Genomic DNA, 21,167 nt, shown 5'->3' with positions numbered 1-21,167 from the left:
GCGCCACCGGATTCTTGCCTTGCGTGGGTGGCGACCTGGCCCAGCAGCTCGTCTTGGTCTGTCACGTGGCTCATGATGGCACTCATTCCGACGTAGAGACGCGGCGTACCGGCGGCGAGTGAACCCGTCGACAGGTCGATATGGACACTGAGCTTGCTAACGCGGGTGCTAACGACTCGTCTGGACGCTCTTGGACGAGCGTGGAACCAGCGGGCGTCAGAGAGGGTGCCGAGCAGGTCAGCGGACGAGGCTGGACAGTCCTGGATTTTGCTCGTGAGACTCGTAATGAGGGGCGTCGGTTCGATTCCGACGGGCGGCTGCACGTCAGAGGCCCTTTCGATCTTGGAAAGGGCTTCGACGGTGCCTGGCTTGCCAACAGCGGCGTTATGCCGCCGTCCTGCCGGCCGGATCAGCCCGTTCCTGGAACCGGTCCACATCCGGACATCCGGACAAATCCGGCGTCACCTGGGGCGTCTCCCCTGTGTGTGATCGAACACGCGACGGTTTTTCATCGACTCCGGGCAGGTGCTGATTTGCGACGAAACCCTCTGTTTGGCCCTGGCGTGCTCGCCCTCGCGATCGCATTGATCGTGAACCTCGCCACGGCCCGCGCCGCCGACGCCACTAACAAGATCCAGCCGACCATCACGCTTACGGCGGACAGGAACCCGCTCGACGTCGACCATCGGACGGCCGTCGTGACCGGCACGGTCACCGCGACCATGCCCGACGGGAGTACTGGGCCGCTCACCAACCAGCAGGTCGAGGTCAACCCTGATGTCGGAGCCGGCCAGCCACGGACGCTGACCACGGACGGCGACGGACATTTCAGCCTGGCTATCACCCCGGACGACCGGTCCACGATCGTGGAGGCGGCGATCCAGGAGACCGATCAGGTGGCGGCAGCGAGAGCGCCACAACTGTGGCTCGAAGTCCGGCAGACCGCGGCTCGGGTCCAGTCCTGCGAGGTCACCCCCACTCGGGTCACCAAGACGACACCCATCACAGTCACCGGCACCGTCACTTACGACACCGGCGCCGGTCCCGTACCCCTGACCGGTCGGAACATCGTGGTACGGGACGACAAGAACTTCCAGATCCTGGGAAGCGCACCGCTGAACGCCGCCGGAGCATTCAGCGCCACGGTACCGATCACAGCGGACCCGGGCCTCCACCCCCTCTACGTGGCACCCGACATTCCGTCGGACGACCTCTACTTCTTCCCCGTCAACTGCGGCAACGCGGAGGGCAACGTGCCGGTGGTCGTCGCGCCTGGGACGCCGCGGTTCGTGAACTTCAATGTCGCGTTCAACGAACCCGGCCGAGCGGGCGTCTTCGGGGCCATCGAGAGCCCGTTGGGACCGAACGGCGAAGTGTTGTTCCACAACATGAAGAATCTGCCCATCATCATCGAGTGGTCGCGCAACGGCAGGACCCGCTGGCGGCACCTCGGGCAACTGATCTCCATGGACAACGGGATTTTTGGCACCCGTGACCGGGGCCTCCCGGAATCGGAGAGCGACCCGTTCCCTGCGCGCGGAGGGTACTTCCGAGCGCGCTTCAAGGGAAACGACTTCCTCTACCCGACCACCAGTCCGGTGGTGCACGCGCGGTAACCCGGCGTGTGATAAAGCATAGGGCCGCCATCATCGATCACCAGACGAGTGCGACGGCGGAGATTCGAGACGATCGCCGTAGATAACCAATGTCTGTCGGTGGTTGTCGGCGATCGCTGCCGCGCCGCTTCGGAGCGCAGGGCCGTAGTCGGCCCTGCACTCCGGGTCGGCTCGCCCTTCGAGTGCGTGGGTTTCCGTTTCGTGCTCGGGGCTACACCTCGGCGGAGCTCAGGATGCCGGCCGCCAGCTCGCGCAGCTCCCGGTCCTGCGTGAACCTGCGCCAGCCGCCGTCGGTGCTGTGTCGGCGGTCGGAGTCGAGCACGTCGCGCAGCACCCAGTGGCAGGGCTCCGCCGTGGCACCCGTCTCGGCGAGATAGCGCAACGCCGCCCACGTCACCGGGAGCTCCTCGCCTGACGCGAGCGGCCAGATCTCGCGGCAGAGCACTTGGACGGCGGGCTCGGGATCGCCCGTGATCCGGTGCAACGCGTGAGCAGCGAGGACCTGCTCCCATTTGTTCTGTCGGTCGATGTGGCCGCGGATCCGGTCGATGTGCGCCGTGGCGTGCGTGCCGAGGTCGGCGAGGCAGCGCCAGTGTTCTTGCAAGCCCCACTCGTCGGATTTCGCGTCGAGCATGCCGCCGATCGCGGCGAGTGCGGGCTCGGGATCGCCGGTGATCCGCCAGTACGACCACGGCAGCACGACGGCGGACACCCGCGCGTTCCACGCCCCGGGCGGTTCGGATGGCCGCCGCAGCAGCCGCTCGATGACCGGGCCGGCAGAGCCGGCGGCGGGACCGATGGCTCCGAGTGCGAGGGCTCCCTGTGCGTGCGTCTCGGTACCGAGAAGGTCCACCAGCTCAGGAACGGCGGGCGCCGAGACCTCACCCCACTGCTCGAGCAGTCCGGCGAGGGCTCGGCGGAGTTCATGGCCACCGTCACGTAGCCGCTCGCGGATCACCGGTAGCAGCACGCCCGCATGCTCGCGAAGCGGTGCGAGCACTTCATGTACGGCCGGCAGGGTCGTCGCGTACGACGTGTAACCGTGCACGATGGCAGTGCCGAAACCGAGCTCGCGGTCGCCGAGCCGGTCCAGCAGGTGCGGCAGGCACCGCACGTCGTGGCGCCAGGCCAGCCCCCAGGCAGCGATATCGCTGATTCGCCCGCCGCCGTGCCGGGACAGCCGCTGGTCGTCGGAAAGCCGCGCGGCGAGCAGGTCACGGTACCGGTCCGTCTCCTCGCCGGCGGCTGCGAGCACGTGGGTCGCATAGGCGCGGACGGCTCCAGCCGGGTCGGCCGTCCGCTCCGCCAGAGCAGGAAGCAGCCGCTCGCCCGGAGACCGCCAGGTGCTGAAGACTTCGGCCGCCGCCCGTACGGCCCCCACCCGCCGGTCGGCGTCCCGGTTCCCGATGAAGGCCCGGCACACCTCGGTACGTGTGGTCGCGTCGTCCCCGAGCCGCCGGTCCACCCAACCGGCCAACCGGGCGGCGCTCCCGCCGTAGTACTCGGTCAGCCAAGCCGGCATCGCGCCGACCCATGGGACGTCCCGCCAAACCCCGATCCCATCGTCGCCCAAGGCCTCGATGAGCGTGTCCAGATCGGTACCCAACCGCTGGGCGGCGATCGCCTTGTCCAGCGCGACCGCCGCGGCCAGCCGGATCTGCGGGTCGGCATGTGCGCGCAGCCCCCGCAGCCAGATCGCCGTCTCGGGCAGGACCTCGGCCGAACATCTGGCCGTGAGTTCCCCGACGGCCAGGATGATCCCGATCCGTACCGCCCGATCCTCCTCACGGGAGTACCGGTCGCAGAGCGCGGTGACCGCCGGATCCGCGTCCGCGGCGGCCTCTGAGAGCGCCCGCGCCAGGCCACGGCGCAAGTCGACATCGGGATCGTCAAGAAGTGCCAGCAGGCGTGGCAGCGCCGCCCGCCAGGCCGGCCGCCAGCCAGGGTCGACATGCCGAGGCGCCGCGAGGACGGCCTGCCCGGCCAGCCCTCCGAGCAGTGCCACGACACCCCGCCGCACGGTGACCTCGGCAGTCCTGGCCAGCAGGACGAGAAAGGGCAGGGCCGCCGTGGCGGCGGAGCACACGAATCCGCCCTGGTGGTAGATCTTGTTCTCCAGATCGAAGACCGCGTCGGGGGCGTCCTGGTCATCGGCGATCCGCTGCAACAATTCCGGCAGGTCACCGGCCGATCCGTAGGCATGCTGGAGAGTGGACCATTCGACCCGGTCGAGTCCGGGGAGGGTCATGAAGAGACTTCTTTTCGCACTGGCGACGGCCTTGCCGCCGACCGAACCATGATTCTGGATGAACGGTAGCAGTAGCCGCAGCGGGGGCTCGGTCAGATCGGCCAGGAGTCCGGGGGAGGCCGGCGAGCGCCCGGACGACGTCTCGGTGTCGATCGTCGAAGGGCTCGATCTCTTTGTCCGGCTCGCGTTCGTGGTCGTCATAAGGGATGTCGGTCAGGAACGGAGCCGACGTGTAGATGCAGCAGTCGGCCACATCAAGGATGTCGAAGGCGAACGTCAGCGCTGCCCCGGCCATCAGCGGCGCCTCTGTCGCCGGACCAGTGCGCAGCCGCTCCAAGGCCCGGTCGAATGCGGCCGGATTGGGCTTCGGCGCGCGATGGGGATCGTGTGATCCCCTCAAGCGGGCGCGAGGCGACGAGGGTGCTACCGAAGGTCTTGGTCTCGACTAGGTTCGCCTGGATGGAGGAGACGGTGAGTTGCCCGATCACGGTCTCGTCCACCGCTTCCAGGCCCACGAGCGCCGCCGCCGCGAGCCGGTGGGCGGGATCGTGACCGGCCTTCATCGTCTGGCCTGCGACTATGTGATTGGCGAGTTGGGCCCAGAAGCGCTTCCCTCGATCGCTGCCGAGGCGCTTGCGCGAGGCGTCGACTCCCTGGCGCTCCGAGAGTTGGCCGGCTGCAACGCATCAGACGATGTCCGGGACATCCGAGATCTCTATCTCGCCGCCATGGCCGAACTGGAAATACCGATGCCAGATGCGGACTCGGTGCTGTGGGAGAAGGTTCGGCTATGGGCCCGATGCATGGTCGAAGCGACGGTCAGTCCATACGAGGGCGCTTCGCAGATCGAACGTTACGGCGTTGCGCTGGGATCACCTCAAGAGATTGGCGACATCCCTTACTTGATGGCTCTCTGGGCGGAGTACCCGGCTCGTCGAAGGGAGTTGGAGATCAGCATGGTCGAGGAGGCCCGAAGTCTGCTGCCGCGCCCGGAGGAGGCCGGTTGAGCGTGCCAGAAGCGGGGCGTTGCGGCTCCAGTCCCCTGCGGGCGGCGGAGGGGCTCCTGCGCGAAGCCGTCTCGCCGTTTGCACGGGCGCACGCCCTGGGAGGGGTGGCGTGCGAGCGGGAGGGCTAACAGCGGCGCTGGGTGGTCTTGGACATCGTCGAGCTTGCTACGGATGAGATGGGCGAGCGTATGCGGCTGGAGCCCTATGACAGGTGCGTGGGGTTTGGGTCGCACGTCCACGAGCGCGGGATGTACAGCTCACGGTGCACCGCCGTGCGCCTGCGTAGACGAGATCGACCGTGACTTGCGCGTTTTCGATCCCCCGGCGGTCGGTGTATTGGCGCTGGTGTGCTCTTTTTGCATCCCCGGTCCGTCGACCGCCAGCATCGCATCCTCGTCGTGGAGATGGTCCAGCACGTACTCGCGGACGGTGTTGGCCTCCCACTTGGCCTGGCCGAGTAAGGGCGGCATGCCGTCCGAAGTGGCCTGCCCGGCCCACTCTGCGATGCTCCAACAGTTCTTGCGTGGCAGGTCCGACAGCAGGCCCAACGCCAGGTCACTGACCCAACGCCGGGGTTCAACCCGTGCGAACCGACCCGCTATCCGGGACCTCAGGAGCTCTTACGCCTCCTGCCAGGGGGCATCTATGTTGTGACCCTGCGGTCACCGCCTGATCTTCAGAGTCGGGGAGTGCTGCTTGGCCCAACCGGTGGTGGTTACCACCTCGCGCGCGATCTCCACGACAGCCCGCCCATCCGTTACCACCCGCACGGTCTCCGCAGGGGCCCGCTGGTCCAGCAGCCGAGCCTTGTGAGCACTGCCCTCCAGCTCCTGCTCCAGCTCCGAGCCGAGTTCCCGGCGCACCAGCCGCTCGCGGGCGGTGAGATCGGAGGCGGTGAGCAGAACCCGTACGATCCGTACCTCCGTTCCCATGGAACGCTCGAACATCCCGGTCGCCTCAGGCAGCACACTCACAGTGTTCGTATAGATCAGTCGGCGGTAGCCGCGCTGGGCGAAGTTCGCCCACACAGCGGTCAGATTGCTCTCGGTGATCTCAGAACGGTGAGGATCCCCCTCCGGGGCCGGATGCACCTGACCCATGAAGTCTCCCTCGATGACCGCATGCGAGACCGCCGCAGCCCGGAGCTGCGCCGAAACCTCCCATGCCACCGTCGTCTTGCCGACTCCGGCCCGCCCTCCGATGAGCAGTACTTCTGCGCGATCCATAGAGGCAGCGTGCCAGCTGGCATCCGTCTCACGCGATCCGATATCGATCGACCCCATGGCTGCAGGGACCACCGGCAAGATCATGGTCTAGGGCTGGAGTACTAGGGGGCGGAGCCTCATTCTCTTGCGCGCTGGCAGGCCTCGGTCTCGAATTTGGAGGCACCGCAGTACGTGGGGCGTCGGCGCGGCAAGTGTGGAGTGGGTCTCGTGGCCCAAGCGCCTATGGGGGAGAGGTGCCCTCGCGCGATGCACGTCTCGGTCGTGTGAGTGCTCCTCCTCCAGGGCAAGGCCTGTCGCGAGGGGGTTTGTCTGGCCGGTGAGGCGAGGATGGAGACTAGCGTCACCGGCCAGACCGCGGAGCGCCGTCGCACTCGTCCCAAGGCCCAGTAGGCGGGAACTGGGGAGGCGAGCGGCGTGGGTGATGCGAGTGGTACGACGGCGCTGGGGGGTGCATGGTCTTTGGACGCTTCTGGGGGCTGACGGTCTTGTGGTGGATCGGCCGAGCGGCTGGTGGGTGATCAGTCGTCGAACTCGAAACCGTTGGCCTTGGCCGACGTGACGAGCTTCCGCATCCGATCGTTGTCTGTGGCGACGGCGCTCATGAGATCGGCGAGCTCCTGGAGTGCGGTTCGGTCTTTGCCGTACGCGCAGAACATGCCGCCTTCCGGGTCATATGAGAAGCGTCCTTCGAGAGTTTGTGCCTCCGTGCTCACGAGGATCTGCGCGACGCCTTCCCAGAAGTAGCCGTTCGGTTCGTGACCGAGTTGCTCGATGAGTTCGTCTACTTGCGTCGTCCCTGCGTTCAACAACAGTGAGAAGGCCCCGGGCGAGGTTTCGATCAATTTCAGCGGACTCATCGGCGGAGCATGGCACCTCTGAAGCGGAGCGGCAACCTTGATCGGCGAGCCGGTTCGCGTGGCTGTTCCAGGCTCCTCGTCATGATCGTTGGCCGTGTCGTCAGGGGAGTGTGTCGGCGGCCGATGCACGGGTGATGAGCTGTCGATCATGACGGGTGGCCGCCCGCGAGTCGTTGACATCGGGCGGTCGATTGCCTGCTGGGCCAGGAGCGCGGGGCACAGCTAGGCGTCGTCAGGTGGCGGGGGGATGCGAACTGCTTTTGCGGCGGTGCGACTGCGGCAACCGGCTGCTTGTTGCGTGCAGTCGGCCGAACATGGCCGCGCCTTCCAGGCGTTCGCCTGGAGTCGCCGATGCCCTGGTCGTCATGATCTAGCCGCGTGGTGCCTCCGCTTTGCTGTAGAGCGCTCGTCCCACCTGCAGGCCCGCTGGGTTCCTATCGCGGCGGAGGCCGTCCCGTGGACGTTGCGTCGAACGGGCCGGGGGTTTGGGCGCGGTCGCAGGTCCAGGTGCGAGCGTGGTTGGCTGGCGTGGTTTCGTGCTTCCTCAGGCTTCCTCGCCTCCGTTGCGCCCGATTGCTCCTCGGCCGTTGGGCTTTCTGCTCAGCGTTGACGCGACGGGCCATAGGCGTGGAGGAGTGAAGCGCCCCGGGTTCGATAGAGGCTCTAGGTTGTGGCTGTGACCTGCGGTTCTGTGTGGTTCTGGAAGTAGCTGGCCTCGTATTCATCGGGTGGGACGTGGCCGATCTCACCGTGGAGCCGGGTGGTGTTGTACCAGTCCACGTACTCGGCGGTGGCCAGTTCGACGCCGGTCAGGTTCTTCCACGGCCCATGGCGCTTGATGAGCTCGATCTTGTACAGGCCGATCGCCGATTCCATCAGGGCGTTGTCGAGCGCGTCGCCGACGGTGCCGATGGAGGCGTCGATCCCGGCCTCGATCAGGTGGGTGGTGAACCGGAAGGACGTGTATTGCGAGCCTGCGTCGCTGTGGTGAACCAGGCCCGGCCCGACCGGACGTCCGGCGCGGTCGCGCCGCCATAGCGCCATGTCGAGCGCGTCCAGCACCAGCCGGGTCTGCTTGGTGGTCGCGGCGGCCCAGCCGACGACGGCGCGGGAGAAGACGTCCACGACGAACGCGACGTACACCACGCCGGCCCAGGTGGCCACGTGGGTGAAGTCGGCCACCCAGCGGCGGTTGGGCGCGGGCGCGGTGAAGTCCCGCCGCAGCAGGTCACCGGCCCGTTCATGCCCGTCGTCGCGCACGGTGGTGCGGACCCTCTTCCCGCGGCGGGCACCTTGCAGGCCGAGCTCGCGCATCAGCCGCTCCACCGTGCAACGCGCCACGACGTGGCCTTCGCGGTGCAGCTGCCGCCAGATCTTGCGAGCGCCATAGACCTGGTAGTTGGCCCGGTAGATCCGGGTGATCTCGGACTTGAGGCGCTCGTCCCGCACCGCTCGGGGCGAGACGGGACGCGACTTGGCGGCGTAGTAGGTGGACGGGGCGATCTTGGTGCCGTGCTCGGACAGGACACGGCAGATCGGCTCGACCCCGAACACCTTGCGGAACGCGTCGATGAACGCGATCAGTACCTGTGTGGCCGGTCGAGCTCGGCCGCGAAGAAACCCGCCGCGGCCTTGAGGATCTCATTCGCCCGCTTCAACTCGGCGTTCTCGCGCTTGAGCCGCTTGAGCTCGGCCGATTCCTCGGTTGTGGTCCCCGGCCGCCCGCCGGCATCGACCTCGGCCTTACGCACCCAGCTGCGCACCGTCTCGGCGTGCTTGACACCCAGTTTGGCCGCGACGGCCTTCATCGCCGACCACTCGGTCAGATAGTCCGGACGAACCTCGGCAACCATGCGGACCGCACGATTGCGCAGCTCAGGGGGATAACGGGACGGACGTGCCATGACTCGATCCTCTCAGGAAATCGAGCCTCCATCCGACCCGGGGCGCTTCAGAGTGCCCTAACCGGCTCATCGTCTTGGTGAGCGGGCGTCCGGGGTGGCTGTGTTGGTTTGCCGTCTTGAACGCCGACCTGGCTTGGCTTTTGGAGCGTTGCCCTGGTGCGACTGGCCGCGCTGGCAGGGCCCTGATGGCCGTACGGCCGCTGGTTGACTTTGTCGCCGGGTGCTCGGCGCCGTCCTATCACCACAGCTCGTCGAGGGCGCTCAGTCGTCGTCGAAACTCCCGCGCGTCTCTACCAGGAAGCGCGCAGGCTACGACCTCCAGTACCTCCCGCGCGCGGTAGGGGTTGTTGCAGTCCCAGGGGCCGTCGACGTACCCGGGCAGCGGCAGGTCATGGCCCGGGTCATAGGCGTGTGAGCCGGAAAGATAGGAGGGACTCGGCCGCGCGTACAGACGGTGCTCGGGTTGCCGAACCGCATGGGCCCAGATTTCCCATGCCTCCCTGGCCTCTCCCGGTTGCAGCCGCGTGTGTTCCAAGCTGGCCAGGACGAGGCGGCCTCGTCCGGACATGTGCGGGAACCACGAGACCTTCTTGGAACAGCTGCAGCGATGCCGATCGAGCAGCATCTCAGCACGCAGGCGGGATGGCTGCCTACGCGGCATGGCCCTTTCGAGTCATCAGCATCATGCGGCCATCGTCACACAGCCGGATTCTCGGAATAGTCCGAGGGTTGCCGTTTTGGCTGACGGGCCGATTGCCGTGGTGTGTTGCTGGGATCCTGCGACTTCCAGGCCCCATGGTGGACTCGTTCGCGCGATTGTGCTGGCCAGGCCGTCTTGCGAAGGGCCTCTGGGACGAGAGTCCTCAGTTAGTGAGTGGCCGGTAGTAGAGCATCACGTTGCCCGACTTGAAGGCCCTGGTGCCGGTCAGTTCGAGGGGGATTCTGTGCTCTGCTGTGTGGAACAGCGACTTGCCTTCGCTCAGGACGATCGGATGCACCATGATCCGCAGCTCATCGACCAGTCCCAGGTCCAGCAGGCTCACCGTCAGGTTCGAGCTCCCGAAGATCGCGATGTCCTTGCCGGGCTGCTGCTTGAGCTTGGTGAGCTCCCCGGCGACATCGTCGGCGAGCAGCCGCGTGTCGGCCCAGTCCGCTCGCTGGAGGGTACGGGACACCACGATCTTGGGTGTGGCGTTCATCCTGTCGGCGACGGCCGGGGCGTCCTCGCGCGCCTGGGGCGTCGGCCAGTGTGCGGCCACCATGTCGTAGGTGATCCGCCCGAACACCAGCGTGCCGATCTCGTCGAGCTGCTCCACGGAGAAGTCCATGAACTCCTGGTCGACGTTGGGCCAGTCGAACTCCCCGTTGGGTCCCTCGTAGTATCCGTCGGCGGTCACCACGAAGAACGCGAAGATCTTTCTCATCATTACTCCTGTGATCGTTGTCCGGGCCTCCGGCGGGGAGGCCGCTCACAGGAAGGTCGCGGCCGACGGCACCGTCTCGACATGGTCGGCGCAGAAGTTCAGCCGTCCGGTGCGGTGGCCCGCGTCTCCGTGTCCTGCGATCGTACGGTCATACCCGGACGGGACGTCGGGTACGGCAGCCGGCGGTGACGCCATTCGCATGGCAGGGCGGGGCCGTCGAGTGCTTGGTGCTGCCGGAGCAGGTGTCTCCTGTGGCCCGGACCGGCTCGGTGCGTGGTGCGAGAGCAGGAGACCGGATGCGGGGTTTCTGAGGGCGATCTTGCTGCGGACGAGTGTCGTTCGCGACGACGAGCGCTCCGGAGTGAGGAACGGTCGGCGGTACGGCCGCCGGGCTGCGGTTGTGTTGTGTTTCGACGTCCCGGAGACGGCGTTCGCCTGGCGGCTCGAGCACCATCCGGCCTTGGCGGGCGCGGCATCGCTACGCACCCTGGCCGGTTACGCTCGCCTCCGGCATCGCGCACTAGGGCGCCGGTCCGCCGCCAGGCAGCGGCCTCGGCGTCGTCGAGCGCCGGAAGGCGGGCCGCCGTGGTGCCGCAGCGTCGGGCACGCGGGGGCGGTGCCGGGGCCCTGACCGCGGCGCAGCGGCCTTTCCGTCCGGGTATGGCGTTCGGCCGGGTCCGGGGGCCACTCTGAGACAGGTCCTAAGTTCCGTTTCGTCGGCCCTGTCTAGGTGAGGGCCCTTCGCCTAACGGGGCCTGGGTCGCTTCGTTAGCTGGCCGGTGACACTTGCGGCCTGGGGCCACCGCAAGCCGACCGGGCGGCTGGAGGTGTGCCTCGCTCACGTTGTCGGGGTGCCGAGGGCGGTGTTGCAGGGGCGCGGGCGTCGGAGGACGACGGCTTGCTCAGCGTGGTTCGGCTGTTTTGGGACGGTCGGCAAGGGGCGGGGGACCTGGCCCGGCGGGATAGGCCCTGGGCAGGCTCACTTGGTACCCCAGCCCGGCAATTGCGCGATGTCTGGGCTCGTGTGCGGGGGCATCGTCCTTGTCCTGGCCGATCTGGAATACACGCGGCTGCACCTGGGAGAGCCCCGGCGACGAACATGCGGTTCGGCAACCCGACCGCGCGGCCGACAGCGGTGGGGGCGTCGTTGTGGCGGGACGCCCCAGGTTCTGGGGGCGGAGCGATCTTGTAGGTCTGCCGAGCGCTTGCGTGGTCGCGTTGGATGGTGTGCGCCTCCTGCTCGTGCCCGATGCGGAGAGTTGCCACTTGAGTGGGTGTCCATCGGCGTTGGGTGAGGGGTCCCTTCGTGTGGTCCGGTGGGGCGGGTGACCGGACCGATCAGGAATCGAGAAGCGCGGATTACGGAGCCGCGGCTAGCGTGACCGGCATGGACATCAGCATTCAGGCGAGCTTTCTCCCGCATGACGATCCGGACGCGTCCCTGGCCTTTTATCGCGACGCTCTCGGGTTCGAGGTCCGCAACGATGTGGGGTACGACGGGATGCGGTGGATCACGGTCGGCCCCGCGGACCAGCCCGATACGTCGATCGTCCTGCAGCCTCCGGCCGCCGATCCCGGTATCACCGACGACGAGCGCCGCACCATTGTCGAGATGATGGCCAAGGGCACCTACGCCGGAATCCTGCTGGCGACCGCCGACCTCGACGGCACCTTCGAACGGCTGCAGGCGGGTGATGTCGAGATCGTCCAGGAGCCGACCGACCAGCCCTACGGGGTTCGCGACTGCGCCGTCCGTGATCCTGCCGGCAATATGATCCGCATTCAGGAAGCACGCTGAGCCGTCCGATGATCGTGGTCATGGCACGCGCAACCGCCTCCGCGCGTGACGCTGGTGGCGGCCGCTTGGAGGCTGCCGTCTCCGTCCCCGAACCGCTTTCCGGCCTATGAGCGCCGGCCCACGCTCCCGCGTCCAGCGTCGTCGCGACACCGAGCATCGGCTCACCCATGACTCGGACGTGTGGGTGGCGAGTGCCTCGGCGGACGGTGCGCCGTACATGGTGCCGCTCTCCTTCGACTGGGACGGTGAGGCGCTGCTGCTGGCCACGCCGGCGGACAGCCCGACCGGCCGGAACCTGGCCGCCACCCGGGTCGTCCGGCTGGGGTTGGGGCACACCCGGGACGTCACCATGATCGAGGGTGACGTCGAGGTGCTCGAGATCGACGTGCTGCCACAGGAGCGGGGCGACCGGTTCGTCGCGCACGCCGGTTTCGACCCGCGGGCGTCGGACACGTCGTACCGCTGGTTCCGGGTCTCTCCGCGCCGCGTCCAGGCTTGGCGCGAGGAGAACGAATTGACTGATCGCGAGTTGATGCGCGACGGCCGCTGGCTGGTCTGACGCGCAGGCACCCGGGATTGATGGCGAGGGCGCGGCGCAGTGGCGTGGGCGCCTTGGTTCTAACGATGGGCGCGACCCCCGCTGGCATCAGGTGTACGGGCCGTCGCCGTGACCGTCGGCCTGGCGGGGTGTCGCCGGTGTCAGCCGGGCGGGTGCTGACGGTGGGAGTCACGCGGGTGGGTTGTTGCCGCCAACGTCAGCCTGGCGGGGCGTCACTGGACGATGTCAGGCGGGCGGGGGCGTTGCTGGTCGGGCGCCCGGGTGGCTTCGGCGATCAGGTAAACAGGGGGCTGTTGCCGCGATCGCGCTGACGCAGGAGAGCCAGACGTGCTGGTCGAAGCTGGTTCGAGCGAGCCAGGCGGCGCCGGCGGTGACCGCAACGGCGGTCCCGAGTAACAGATGGAGAAACGATGAGCATGGCCCCGAGGACCGACCCGCAGTCGCCTGCGCCGCACCTTGCCGACAGCCACGATCTGATCCGCGTGCACGGCGCGCGGGAGAACAACCTCAAGGACGTCAGCGTCGAGATCCCCAAGCGCCGCCTGACGGTGTTCACGGGGGTCTCCGGCTCGGGCAAGAGCTCGCTGGTGTTCAACACGATCGCCGCGGAGTCGCAGCGGCTGATCAACGAGACCTACAGCGCCTTCGTGCAGGGCTTCATGCCGACGCTGGCGCGGCCCGAGGTCGACGTCCTCGACGGGCTGACGACGGCGATCATCGTCGACCAGCAGCGGATGGGGGCCGACCCGCGTTCCACGGTCGGCACGGCCACCGACGCCAACGCGATGCTGCGCATCCTGTTCAGCCGGCTCGGGCAGCCGCACATCGGCTCGCCCAACGCGTACTCGTTCAACGTTCCGTCGGTCAAGGCGAGCGGCGCGATCACCGTCGAGCGCGGTGACAAGAAGACGGTGAAGGCGACGTTCTCCCGCACCGGCGGCATGTGCACGAACTGTGAAGGCCGGGGCACCGTTTCCGACATCGACCTCACCCAGCTCTACGACGACTCCAAGTCGATCGCCGAGGGAGCGTTCACCATCCCCGGCTGGAAGTCGGACAGCTGGTGGACGGTGCGGACCTACGCCGAGTCGGGCTTCCTCGACCCGAACAAGCCGATCCGCGAGTTCACCGAGAAGGAGATGAAGGACTTCCTCTACGGGGAGCCGACCAAGGTGAAGGTCGAGGGCGTGAACCTCACCTACGAAGGGCTGATCCCCAAGGTCCAGAAGTCGTTCCTGTCCAAGGACAAGGAGGCGATGCAGCCGCACATCCGGGCGTTCGTGGACCGCGCGGTCACCTTCACCACGTGCCCCGAGTGCGGCGGCACCCGGCTCAGTGAGGCGGCGCGGTCGTCGAAGATCAAGGGCATCCACATCGGCGACGCGTGCGCGATGCAGATCAGCGACCTGGCCGTATGGGTCCGCGACCTCGACGAGCCGTCGGTGGCTCCGCTGCTCGGCACGCTGCGGCGGACGCTCGACTCGTTCGTGGAGATCGGGCTGGGCTATCTCTCGCTCGACCGGCCGTCGGGCACGCTGTCGGGCGGTGAGGCGCAGCGCGTCAAGATGATCCGGCACCTCGGGTCCTCGCTCACCGACACCACCTACGTGTTCGACGAGCCCACCGCGGGCCTGCACCCCCATGACATCCAGCGGATGAACGACCTGCTGCTGCGGCTGCGGGACAAGGGCAACACGGTGCTGGTCGTGGAGCACAAGCCGGAGATGATCGCGATCGCCGACCATGTCGTCGACCTCGGTCCCGGCGCCGGCACGGAGGGCGGCAGCGTCTGCTTCGAGGGCACCGTGGAGGGGCTGCGGGCCGGCGGCACCGTCACCGGCCGCCATCTCGACGACCGGACCACCCTCAAGGAGGCGGTGCGGAAGTCCGGCGACGTGTTGAAGATCCGCGGTGCGACGGCCAACAACCTGCGGGACGTGGACGTCGACATCCCGCTCGGGGTGCTCGTCGTGATCACCGGGGTGGCCGGCTCGGGCAAGAGTTCGCTGGTGCACGGGTCGATCCCGGCCGGCGAGGGCGTGGTGTCGGTCGACCAGAGCGCGATCCGCGGCTCGCGGCGGAGCAACCCGGCGACGTACACCGGGCTGCTCGACCCGATCCGCAAGGCGTTCGCGAAGGCCAACGGCGTGAAGCCGGGGCTGTTCAGCGCCAACTCCGAGGGCGCCTGCCCCAACTGCAACGGCGCCGGCGTCATCTACACCGACCTGGCGATGATGGCCGGTGTCGCCACCACGTGTGAGGAGTGCGAGGGGAAGCGGTTCGAGGCGTCGGTGCTGGACCACCACTTCGGCGGCCGCGACATCAGTGAGGTGCTCGCGATGTCGGTGTCCGAGGCCGAGGAGTTCTTCGGGGACGGTGAGGCGCGCACGCCGGCCGCGCACCGCATCCTCGGCCGGCTCGCGGACGTCGGGCTCGGCTACCTCAAACTCGGCCAGCCGCTCACCACGCTGTCCGGCGGCGAGCGGCAGCGGCTCAAGCTGGCCACCCACATGGCCGAGAAGGGCGGCGTCTACGTCCTCGACGAGCCCACCACCGGTCTCCACCTCGCCGACGTCGAGCAGCTGCTCGGCCTGCTCGACCGGCTCGTCGACTCCGGCAAGTCGGTCATCGTCATCGAGCACCACCAGGCGGTCATGGCGCACGCCGACTGGATCATCGACCTCGGCCCGGGCGCCGGGCACGACGGCGGCAAGATCGTCTTCGAGGGCACGCCGGCCGACCTCGTCGCCGCGCGCTCCACCCTCACCGGCGAGCACCTCGCGGCCTACGTGGGCGCCTGACCTGACCGGGGCCCTCGCACGGGCACCTCATCCGCTCGAATCGTCGGCGTCGACGTGGGACGAGCGGCAGATGCTCCAGGACGGGAGGGCCCCGGCCGTCCGGCGTGCGGATCACGATCGTTCGCGACGACGTCGAAGGCGGCTCTCGGAGCGCCGGGTCACCCGTTGCCTCCCCAGCGCGGGCCCGCGAAGCGCGCGAGAGCCGCCTCGATGTCGGCTCGCGGGGCGCTGAGCTCACGGGTCAGGGCGAGGACGATCCAGCCCGTCTTCTTCTCCAGGTGAGGGAAGGGCGCGCGGAAGTCCTTGGCCGGAGGCGGCGGGGAGCCGGGGACCAGAGAGACGCACACCGACCAGGCTCGCTTCTCGGCGCCCCGGCGTACCGCGACACGATTGATGTCGGCCCAGTGATAGATGGTGTGGCGGCCGCTGTGCCGCAGGTCCAGCCCGCCTGGGCCGACGCTCAGGTCGTACGGTCGGCTCAGGGTGTTGATCCTCGCCCACATGCCGCGCAGGCAGGAGGTGACGCCCAAGATTCCCAGCAAAGCCACCATGAGGGGCACGGGGCCGTCGCCGCCGCTGTCGCCCAGGAATCCGGCCACCCCTAGGAACAGCATGAAGCCGCTGATGACAAGGCCGACGAGGTAGGAGGCAAGGCCGATCGCCGGCCACGCCTTCACTCCCGGAAACCTGACTCCGCGCGGCGCGGTCCGAGGAGGGGCCGGGCGCGCCGGAGTGTCCGGGACGTCCGGGAGCATGGATTGCACTTCGTGTGGCAGCCAGGCCCGCGTCGGCCCCGCGACCGAGAGGCGCTCAAGCAGCTGGGCGGGAGTGGGACGCTGGGCCGGGTCCTTGGCCAGGCAGCTGGCGACCAGGTCAAGGAGGCCACCGGGAAGCCCGCCCAGGTCGGGCTCCTGATGGACCACCCGGTACAGCATCGCCGTGGTGGGACCCTCACCGAACGGCTGGACCCCGGCGGCCTGGCACAGGACCGAGCCGAAGGCGAAGACATCGGCCGCCGGCCCCGAGCCCGCCCCGGTGATCTGTTCGGGCGCCATGAAACCGGGCGTTCCCACGACTCCCCCGGACCGGGTGATCGCGGTCCCGTCCAGAGCCCGCGCGATGCCGAAGTCGATGACCCTCGGGCCGTCGTCGGCGAGCAGGATGTTGGAAGGCTTCAGATCCCGGTGCACCAGGCCCTCTGCATGGATGGCCTCCAGCGCCTCGGCCAGCCCCGCCGCGAGCACCTTCAGCGAGTGCTCCGGCAGCGGACCGTGAGCGGCGATCGCCTGCGCCAGGGACGGCCCCGGGATGTACGCCGTGACGAGCCATGGCGGATCGCCCTCGGGGTCGGCGTCCACCACCGGCGTCGTGTGGAATCCGCCGACCCGGCGCGCCGCCTCGACCTCGGCCGCGAAACGCTGCCGGAACTGCTGGTCCGTCGACAGCTCCGGACGCACGATCTTGACGGCCACCGCCCTGCCACTGGGGGAACGTCCCAGGAACACCACACCCATGCCGCCGTGCCCGAGCCGTGCCTCAAGCCGATAACGGCCGATCGTCCGCGGGTCGCCGTCTGCCAGCGCTTCCAATGACGCCACCTCACCAACTGTCCGGGGTGTGCCGATCTTCTCAGCGGGGCCCGACGAAGGCGACAGCAAAGTTCGCAACGGTAACGGGAACGATCAGAGCTCCCTCCCCGGAAATTGGACGCCATTACCCAAACCGCGCTGCCCCACAGGCCCAACGAGCGGTGCACGGCTTCCCTCCGGGCCCGCCCTGCCGACCCACCTTGAGAACGTCCGGACGAAGAGCACGCTGGTGGATGACCAGCTCGGCCCACCTGCGGCGGCCCGAAGCAACTGCAGAGCCAAACTGCCCCTTCGGAGCGCGTGGATCCGCTTCGATTCCCCGTCACCTGCTCCACCAAGAGGTCCAGGCCAGACTGATTCCGGGCACTTGGTCTTGACCGTTTCTGGTCCGGTGTGTCTCGCGCTCGCCATGCGACAACGCGGCGGCGATCGGCTTCCCCGCCGTCCCGCTCTAGCTCCGCTGCTGCTCGTTCAGCACGAACTTGTAGCGCAACGCAGCGCTCTCGTTGTCGTCCCCCGCGCAAGCCATCAGCTTGACGTTCAAGCGGATCATCTCGTCCGGCGCGGCTGTTCGCAGCGGTAAGGGGCTGCCGCGCAAGTCACCCGCGGCCCTCCACGGGATCCGCCTGACAGTGGGCACCACGGCCGCGCGAACAAGCCCGCAGCACCGATCGGCCAGACCGCTCCAACCCTCGGCCCCGCTGGCACGCGCATTGCCTGGAGACCCCAATTTGTTCGGGACATGGGCGACTCGTCGAGCGTCCGCGATGGGGCGCGTTGGCGGGTGCCCAGGGCGCCGGTTGCGCCATCCCCGCCGCGGGCCGCAGGGCGCTGCGCCCGTCTCCGCCGCGCCGCGCCCCTTCAGGCGGCGCAAACCTGCTGGGAGGCGCGGCTGGACTGGTGATTCTTGGCGATGTCGGTCATGGCCTAGTGGATGGCCGTGGGCGGCGAAACGACTCCGCTGCCCACGCAAGGAACGTGGCGGAGGTGGTGCCCCTCTCATCAGGCACGAAAACGGCGTAGGCCAGGCACGTGTGGTCGTGGTTGTAGCCGATCCCGCGCGGTCACAAAGCGAAGGGGGGCGGGGGCGTGCTGCGGCAGCGTCCTCAAGACCGCCAGCCGAGCCCGGCAGAGGCGGCTCCGCGGCGTGTGGGCGCCGCCTGTGCGGTGATGAGCGCCGATCGCCCCGAGCCTCAGCGGCTCGACCGTGAACCGGTGCCTACCTCACCGCGCCGAGATGTCGGGCGCCCAGCACACGGCCGCGCTGCCGAACTGCGCCCGCGGACCGTCTCGCGACGTGACGCGGACGCGCTGGTCGCCGCGCTCGGGGATGTGGCCGAGCTTCTTGACGTCCAGATGGATCCTCTCGCCCGGCGGCGGAGTGCTCATAGCGCCGCCGGGCTGATGCGGGAGGCGCGGATCCGCTGCCCGGTGACCGGGTCGCAGGCGGCCAGGACGAGGGCGCCCTGGCGGCGCAGGATCCGGGTGACGGTGCGGGCCGAGATCCCGGTCTCGCGGGAGATGTGGTCGGGCCCGGCACGGAACGCGCGACGCGGCTGCAGCGCCCGCTCCTCGACCCGCGAGTGGGTGTCCGCGACAGGTAGGAGCACGGCCCTCTGCACCGGTCGGCCAGGCCGCTCCAGCCGCTGGCGGTGGAAGCGGCCCACCCACCGGTGTTCCCCTCCAGCACGACACGGCGAACCAGCGGGCATCCGCCGGGAAGCGTCAGCCGGGCGTTGGCGCGACCCGTCAAGACTTCCGGTGGAAGCGTGTACCTCCGCTACGGCCGGAGGGTCTTCTTGCTGGTCGAGCACCCGTCCGTGGTTTGTTACCGAGATCATGTCCAAGTGAAGCGATTCGTTTGCATCACGTCCGTGTGCTCGTTCTCAGGCAGCTTCAAGGGCACCTCTCGGCCTTAGAGTGGCGGGGCGTTTGGGGGCGCTTCCTGTGAAAGGGGAGCAGCAGAACGGCGTCGTTGACGCGTCGGTGCCATGATGCATTCTCATGGGCAACACTCGCGCTTGGCCGGTACTGAGGACGGCAGAGGTGTCTCAGGCATTGGATCTGGCGCGGCGGCTACTGTCCGTTGCCGACGATTACAGCCCCACGTCGTGCTATCTGAACGCTTGGGCCCGTACCGAATCTGTTCTTGAGCGGTTGACGACCGCCTTTCCCGATGCTGCGACCAGGTCGTACGGGCGAGAGGGATCGCTGTTCCCGGTGGAAGTGACCTTCAAGGTGGGGTCGTTCGAGGAGGCGGCGGCCGCGCTCCGTACGGGAATGGGCATCACGCCCTGCTACGTGTTGTGGCACTGGATCTTCTGGCCCGCCGTACCCGAGTTGGGTCTCCGAGAGCAGCACAAGTACGCCGAGTTGGAGATCGCTTGCTACAGCCGCGACATCTTCTGTGAAGAGCCGGCTCCCGATCACACCGTCTTCGTGCATGCCGGCCCTGACGAGGACCGGCGGGCGGAGTGGCTGGCGGCCCAAGTCGGCGCGGAGGTGATCGGGCCACCTGAATTCGGCTGGTGACCACGCCTTGCCTCGGTGGTCACCAGGCGAGGTGTCGCGGCGTTGCGGAGGCAGTCGGTCCCGATGCCCGTCACCGCATTGGTGAGGCGCGTCGCCCGTCCTCATGGCCGGCTGAGCTTTGGTCAACGAGGACCGCGCGATCCCGGTGAACCTAGACTCCGTTCTCATGGCCGACTTCGAGGACGTCAAGCTCACCTTCTGGGCAGAGGACGGCTACGGCGTCCAATCACCCTTGACGGAAGAGGCGGTCGGGGAGGCCGAGCGGGAGCTCGCGCTCCGGTTGCCCGCGTTGTTGCTCGATCTTCTGAGCGTCCAGAACGGTGGCGAGGTCGCTGAGGCATGGGACGCCTTCCCCACCGATGAGCCGAACTCGTGGAGTCCTGACCATGTCCCCTTCCCCGATCTCCTCGGGATCGGCCGACGAGAGGGAACCCTGTCTCTGCTCGATACCCCGTACCTGACCCAGGAGTGGGGTCTGCCCTCCCCGGTCGTCCTGCTGTCCGGTGATGGGCACTACTGGATCGCGCTTGACTACCGCGCCTCCGGGGTGGACCGCGAGCCGTCGGTCACCTGGCTCGACGCCGATCGAGGAACGGAACTCGCCCTGGCGCCGGACTTCCGATCGTTCGTCGAGGGACTCGTCCCCAGCGGCATGTTCGACGACGACTTCGAGTAGCCGGAGCGCGGTCATGAACCGTCCGGACGCCCCGAACACGCCCGCCGAAGGCGTGCGTGTTCGAGGACGGAGTGGAGCGTACTTCTGACCTCGGCGGTCGGCTGCGATCACGTCCTGACGAGGCCCACCGTGGCTGTCCTGTAGAGAGTTGTGGCATGGAGTTCTTCTGCTATCACCGCGACCGGACCGGCTCCATGGCGTTGCGCGCCGAACTGCTTGAGGAGCACTGGTCCTACATGGACCGGTACGCGACGGAGATGATCGCTCGCGGTCCGACCTTCGCCGGTGACGGGGACACGCCCTCCGGCAGCCTGCACATCGTCGACTTGCCCGGTCCGGCCGACGCCCGCTCGTTCGCCTTCGACGAGCCCAACTACCAGGCCGGTGTGTACCGGGACGTGCTGCTCCGGCGGTGGCGCAACACGCTCGGGCGCACCATGTGGGATTTCCCCGGTGGCCGGACCGGCGGCAACCGGTACCTGGTGCTCGGCCTCGGCTCGGGGCGGGCCGCCGACCTCGCCCTCCCGCCCGAGGAGGACGAGCTGATCGCGTACGGGCCGCTGCTGTCCGACGACGGGATCACCTGGCTGGGGACGGCGGCGCTGGTCCAGGCGCCGGACCCGGACACCGCACGCGCCGTCCTGACCATGGACCGGTACGCCTGCATAGAGGTGCACGACTGGGAATTCGGTGGACGCCGGTAAGGGCCGAAACCGGCATTTTCCGTTCACCTGGTTATAGGGAGGGCGGTGTGCCCTCGTCCGACCGCACCTCGCCGCCCATTGATTTCCCGGCGTGGACGGCCGTCTAGTACTCCAGCCGTAGAAGGTGATCTTTATCGTTTCCGGGTGGATTGTCGCTGGTAGTGGCAGGTGCGGGCGCGGGCTTGGTGGCGTCGCCGCCAGTGCGACCAGTGCAGGCAGTGCGCGG

17 protein-coding genes, 1 pseudogene and 1 other annotated feature are annotated in these 21,167 nt (G+C 68.2%); of the genes and pseudogenes, 9 read left to right on the top strand and 9 right to left on the bottom strand.

Going from position 1 to position 21,167, the window contains the following annotated elements:
- Positions 1-485 precede the first annotated feature (485 nt).
- Positions 486-1,616: a hypothetical protein gene (locus ACFPZN_RS50015; RefSeq protein ID WP_378291217.1), complete on the top strand. Its 1,131-nt coding sequence runs from the start codon at positions 486-488 to the stop codon at positions 1,614-1,616.
- A 211-nt stretch (positions 1,617-1,827) separates the two neighbouring features.
- Here the strand turns inward: ACFPZN_RS50015 and ACFPZN_RS50010 are convergent, their stop codons facing one another.
- Positions 1,828-3,864, bottom strand: a complete 2,037-nt coding sequence (locus ACFPZN_RS50010) for a hypothetical protein (protein WP_378291215.1) — start codon at positions 3,862-3,864, stop codon at positions 1,828-1,830.
- A 145-nt stretch (positions 3,865-4,009) separates the two neighbouring features.
- On the opposite strand from ACFPZN_RS50010, the gene ACFPZN_RS50005 reads away from it, so the two are divergent.
- Together ACFPZN_RS50005 and ACFPZN_RS50000 are read left to right on the top strand one after the other, a co-directional pair.
- Complete coding sequence (locus tag ACFPZN_RS50005) at positions 4,010-4,255, top strand: hypothetical protein (protein ID WP_378291213.1); 246 nt, start codon at positions 4,010-4,012, stop codon at positions 4,253-4,255.
- An 85-nt stretch (positions 4,256-4,340) separates the two neighbouring features.
- The gene (locus ACFPZN_RS50000; RefSeq protein ID WP_378291211.1) at positions 4,341-4,871 is read left to right on the top strand and encodes a hypothetical protein; all 531 of its coding nucleotides are present in this window, start codon (positions 4,341-4,343) and stop codon (positions 4,869-4,871) included.
- 220 nt (positions 4,872-5,091) lie between these two features.
- Here ACFPZN_RS50000 and ACFPZN_RS49995 read toward each other — a convergent pair.
- The 5 genes and pseudogenes from ACFPZN_RS49995 to ACFPZN_RS49975 all read right to left on the bottom strand — a co-directional run.
- Positions 5,092-5,485: pseudogene (locus tag ACFPZN_RS49995) on the bottom strand (transposase); the annotation flags it as partial.
- Positions 5,486-5,533: 48 nt separating this feature from the next.
- Complete coding sequence (locus ACFPZN_RS49990; protein ID WP_378291209.1) at positions 5,534-6,181, bottom strand: AAA family ATPase; 648 nt, start codon at positions 6,179-6,181, stop codon at positions 5,534-5,536.
- Between the two features lie 434 nt (positions 6,182-6,615).
- Positions 6,616-6,954 carry an immunity 51 family protein gene (locus ACFPZN_RS49985; protein ID WP_378291207.1) on the bottom strand — a complete coding sequence of 113 codons (339 nt, stop codon included), beginning with the start codon at positions 6,952-6,954 and terminating at the stop codon, positions 6,616-6,618.
- Positions 6,955-7,617: 663 nt separating this feature from the next.
- Positions 7,618-8,858, bottom strand: a protein-coding gene (locus ACFPZN_RS49980) for an IS3 family transposase (protein WP_378291205.1) whose coding sequence is annotated in 2 segments (ribosomal slippage) — positions 7,618-8,576 and positions 8,576-8,858 — 1,242 coding nt in all. Because the reading frame shifts where the segments join, the coding sequence is not laid out codon by codon here.
- Positions 8,449-8,580, bottom strand: a sequence feature (AL1L pseudoknot). It overlaps the preceding gene by 132 nt.
- An 863-nt stretch (positions 8,859-9,721) precedes the next feature.
- Positions 9,722-10,282: a dihydrofolate reductase family protein gene (locus ACFPZN_RS49975; protein WP_378291203.1), complete on the bottom strand. Its 561-nt coding sequence runs from the start codon at positions 10,280-10,282 to the stop codon at positions 9,722-9,724.
- 1,387 nt (positions 10,283-11,669) lie between these two features.
- Here ACFPZN_RS49975 and ACFPZN_RS49970 point away from each other — a divergent pair.
- The 3 genes from ACFPZN_RS49970 (at position 11,670) to ACFPZN_RS49960 (ending at position 15,440) form a co-directional block, all read left to right on the top strand.
- Positions 11,670-12,080: a VOC family protein gene (locus ACFPZN_RS49970; RefSeq protein WP_378291200.1), complete on the top strand. Its 411-nt coding sequence runs from the start codon at positions 11,670-11,672 to the stop codon at positions 12,078-12,080.
- A 106-nt stretch (positions 12,081-12,186) separates the two neighbouring features.
- Entirely contained in the window at positions 12,187-12,639 is a 453-nt protein-coding gene (locus tag ACFPZN_RS49965) for a pyridoxamine 5'-phosphate oxidase family protein (RefSeq protein ID WP_378291198.1), read from the top strand.
- A 410-nt stretch (positions 12,640-13,049) separates the two neighbouring features.
- Positions 13,050-15,440 carry an ATP-binding cassette domain-containing protein gene (locus tag ACFPZN_RS49960; protein ID WP_378291195.1) on the top strand — a complete coding sequence of 797 codons (2,391 nt, stop codon included), beginning with the start codon at positions 13,050-13,052 and terminating at the stop codon, positions 15,438-15,440.
- A 158-nt stretch (positions 15,441-15,598) separates the two neighbouring features.
- Here the strand turns inward: ACFPZN_RS49960 and ACFPZN_RS49955 are convergent, their stop codons facing one another.
- From ACFPZN_RS49955 to ACFPZN_RS49945, 3 genes are all read right to left on the bottom strand, one after another.
- Positions 15,599-17,029: a serine/threonine-protein kinase gene (locus ACFPZN_RS49955; protein ID WP_378291193.1), complete on the bottom strand. Its 1,431-nt coding sequence runs from the start codon at positions 17,027-17,029 to the stop codon at positions 15,599-15,601.
- A 1,224-nt stretch (positions 17,030-18,253) separates the two neighbouring features.
- Positions 18,254-18,418: a hypothetical protein gene (locus tag ACFPZN_RS49950; RefSeq protein WP_378291191.1), complete on the bottom strand. Its 165-nt coding sequence runs from the start codon at positions 18,416-18,418 to the stop codon at positions 18,254-18,256.
- The gene (locus tag ACFPZN_RS49945) at positions 18,415-18,639 is read right to left on the bottom strand and encodes a hypothetical protein (protein ID WP_378291189.1); all 225 of its coding nucleotides are present in this window, start codon (positions 18,637-18,639) and stop codon (positions 18,415-18,417) included. The genes ACFPZN_RS49950 and ACFPZN_RS49945 overlap by 4 nt, the downstream gene beginning before the upstream one ends.
- A 436-nt stretch (positions 18,640-19,075) precedes the next feature.
- Here ACFPZN_RS49945 and ACFPZN_RS49940 point away from each other — a divergent pair, with 436 nt between their 5' ends.
- The 3 genes from ACFPZN_RS49940 (at position 19,076) to ACFPZN_RS49930 (ending at position 20,941) form a co-directional block, all read left to right on the top strand.
- A complete protein-coding gene (locus ACFPZN_RS49940) occupies positions 19,076-19,561 on the top strand; it encodes a hypothetical protein (protein WP_378291187.1) in 486 nt (161 codons plus the stop codon).
- Positions 19,562-19,727: 166 nt separating this feature from the next.
- A complete protein-coding gene (locus ACFPZN_RS49935) occupies positions 19,728-20,237 on the top strand; it encodes an SMI1/KNR4 family protein (RefSeq protein ID WP_378291185.1) in 510 nt (169 codons plus the stop codon).
- Between the two features lie 155 nt (positions 20,238-20,392).
- Positions 20,393-20,941, top strand: coding sequence for a YciI family protein (locus tag ACFPZN_RS49930; RefSeq protein WP_378291183.1), 549 nt, complete (start codon positions 20,393-20,395; stop codon positions 20,939-20,941).
- Positions 20,942-21,167: the final 226 nt, after the last annotated feature.

The organism is Actinomadura rugatobispora (assembly GCF_042656285.1).
In the GTDB taxonomy this organism is placed as follows: Bacteria; Actinomycetota; Actinomycetes; order Streptosporangiales; family Streptosporangiaceae; genus Spirillospora; species Spirillospora rugatobispora.
The sequence above is the reverse complement of the archived record's forward strand: the minus strand, read 5'-3'. Positions and strand labels throughout refer to the sequence as shown.

Coding starts and splice junctions, on each gene's coding strand:
- ACFPZN_RS50010 (WP_378291215.1), bottom strand. CDS start 3,864: ATGACCCTCCCCGGACTCGACCGGGTCGAATGGTCCACTCTCCAGCAT.
- ACFPZN_RS49990 (WP_378291209.1), bottom strand. CDS start 6,181: ATGATCTTGCCGGTGGTCCCTGCAGCCATGGGGTCGATCGATATCGGA.
- ACFPZN_RS49985 (WP_378291207.1), bottom strand. CDS start 6,954: ATGAGTCCGCTGAAATTGATCGAAACCTCGCCCGGGGCCTTCTCACTG.
- ACFPZN_RS49975 (WP_378291203.1), bottom strand. CDS start 10,282: ATGAGAAAGATCTTCGCGTTCTTCGTGGTGACCGCCGACGGATACTAC.
- ACFPZN_RS49970 (WP_378291200.1), top strand. CDS start 11,670: ATGGACATCAGCATTCAGGCGAGCTTTCTCCCGCATGACGATCCGGAC.
- ACFPZN_RS49965 (WP_378291198.1), top strand. CDS start 12,187: ATGAGCGCCGGCCCACGCTCCCGCGTCCAGCGTCGTCGCGACACCGAG.
- ACFPZN_RS49960 (WP_378291195.1), top strand. CDS start 13,050: ATGAGCATGGCCCCGAGGACCGACCCGCAGTCGCCTGCGCCGCACCTT.
- ACFPZN_RS49950 (WP_378291191.1), bottom strand. CDS start 18,418: ATGAGCACTCCGCCGCCGGGCGAGAGGATCCATCTGGACGTCAAGAAG.
- ACFPZN_RS49935 (WP_378291185.1), top strand. CDS start 19,728: ATGGCCGACTTCGAGGACGTCAAGCTCACCTTCTGGGCAGAGGACGGC.
- ACFPZN_RS49930 (WP_378291183.1), top strand. CDS start 20,393: ATGGAGTTCTTCTGCTATCACCGCGACCGGACCGGCTCCATGGCGTTG.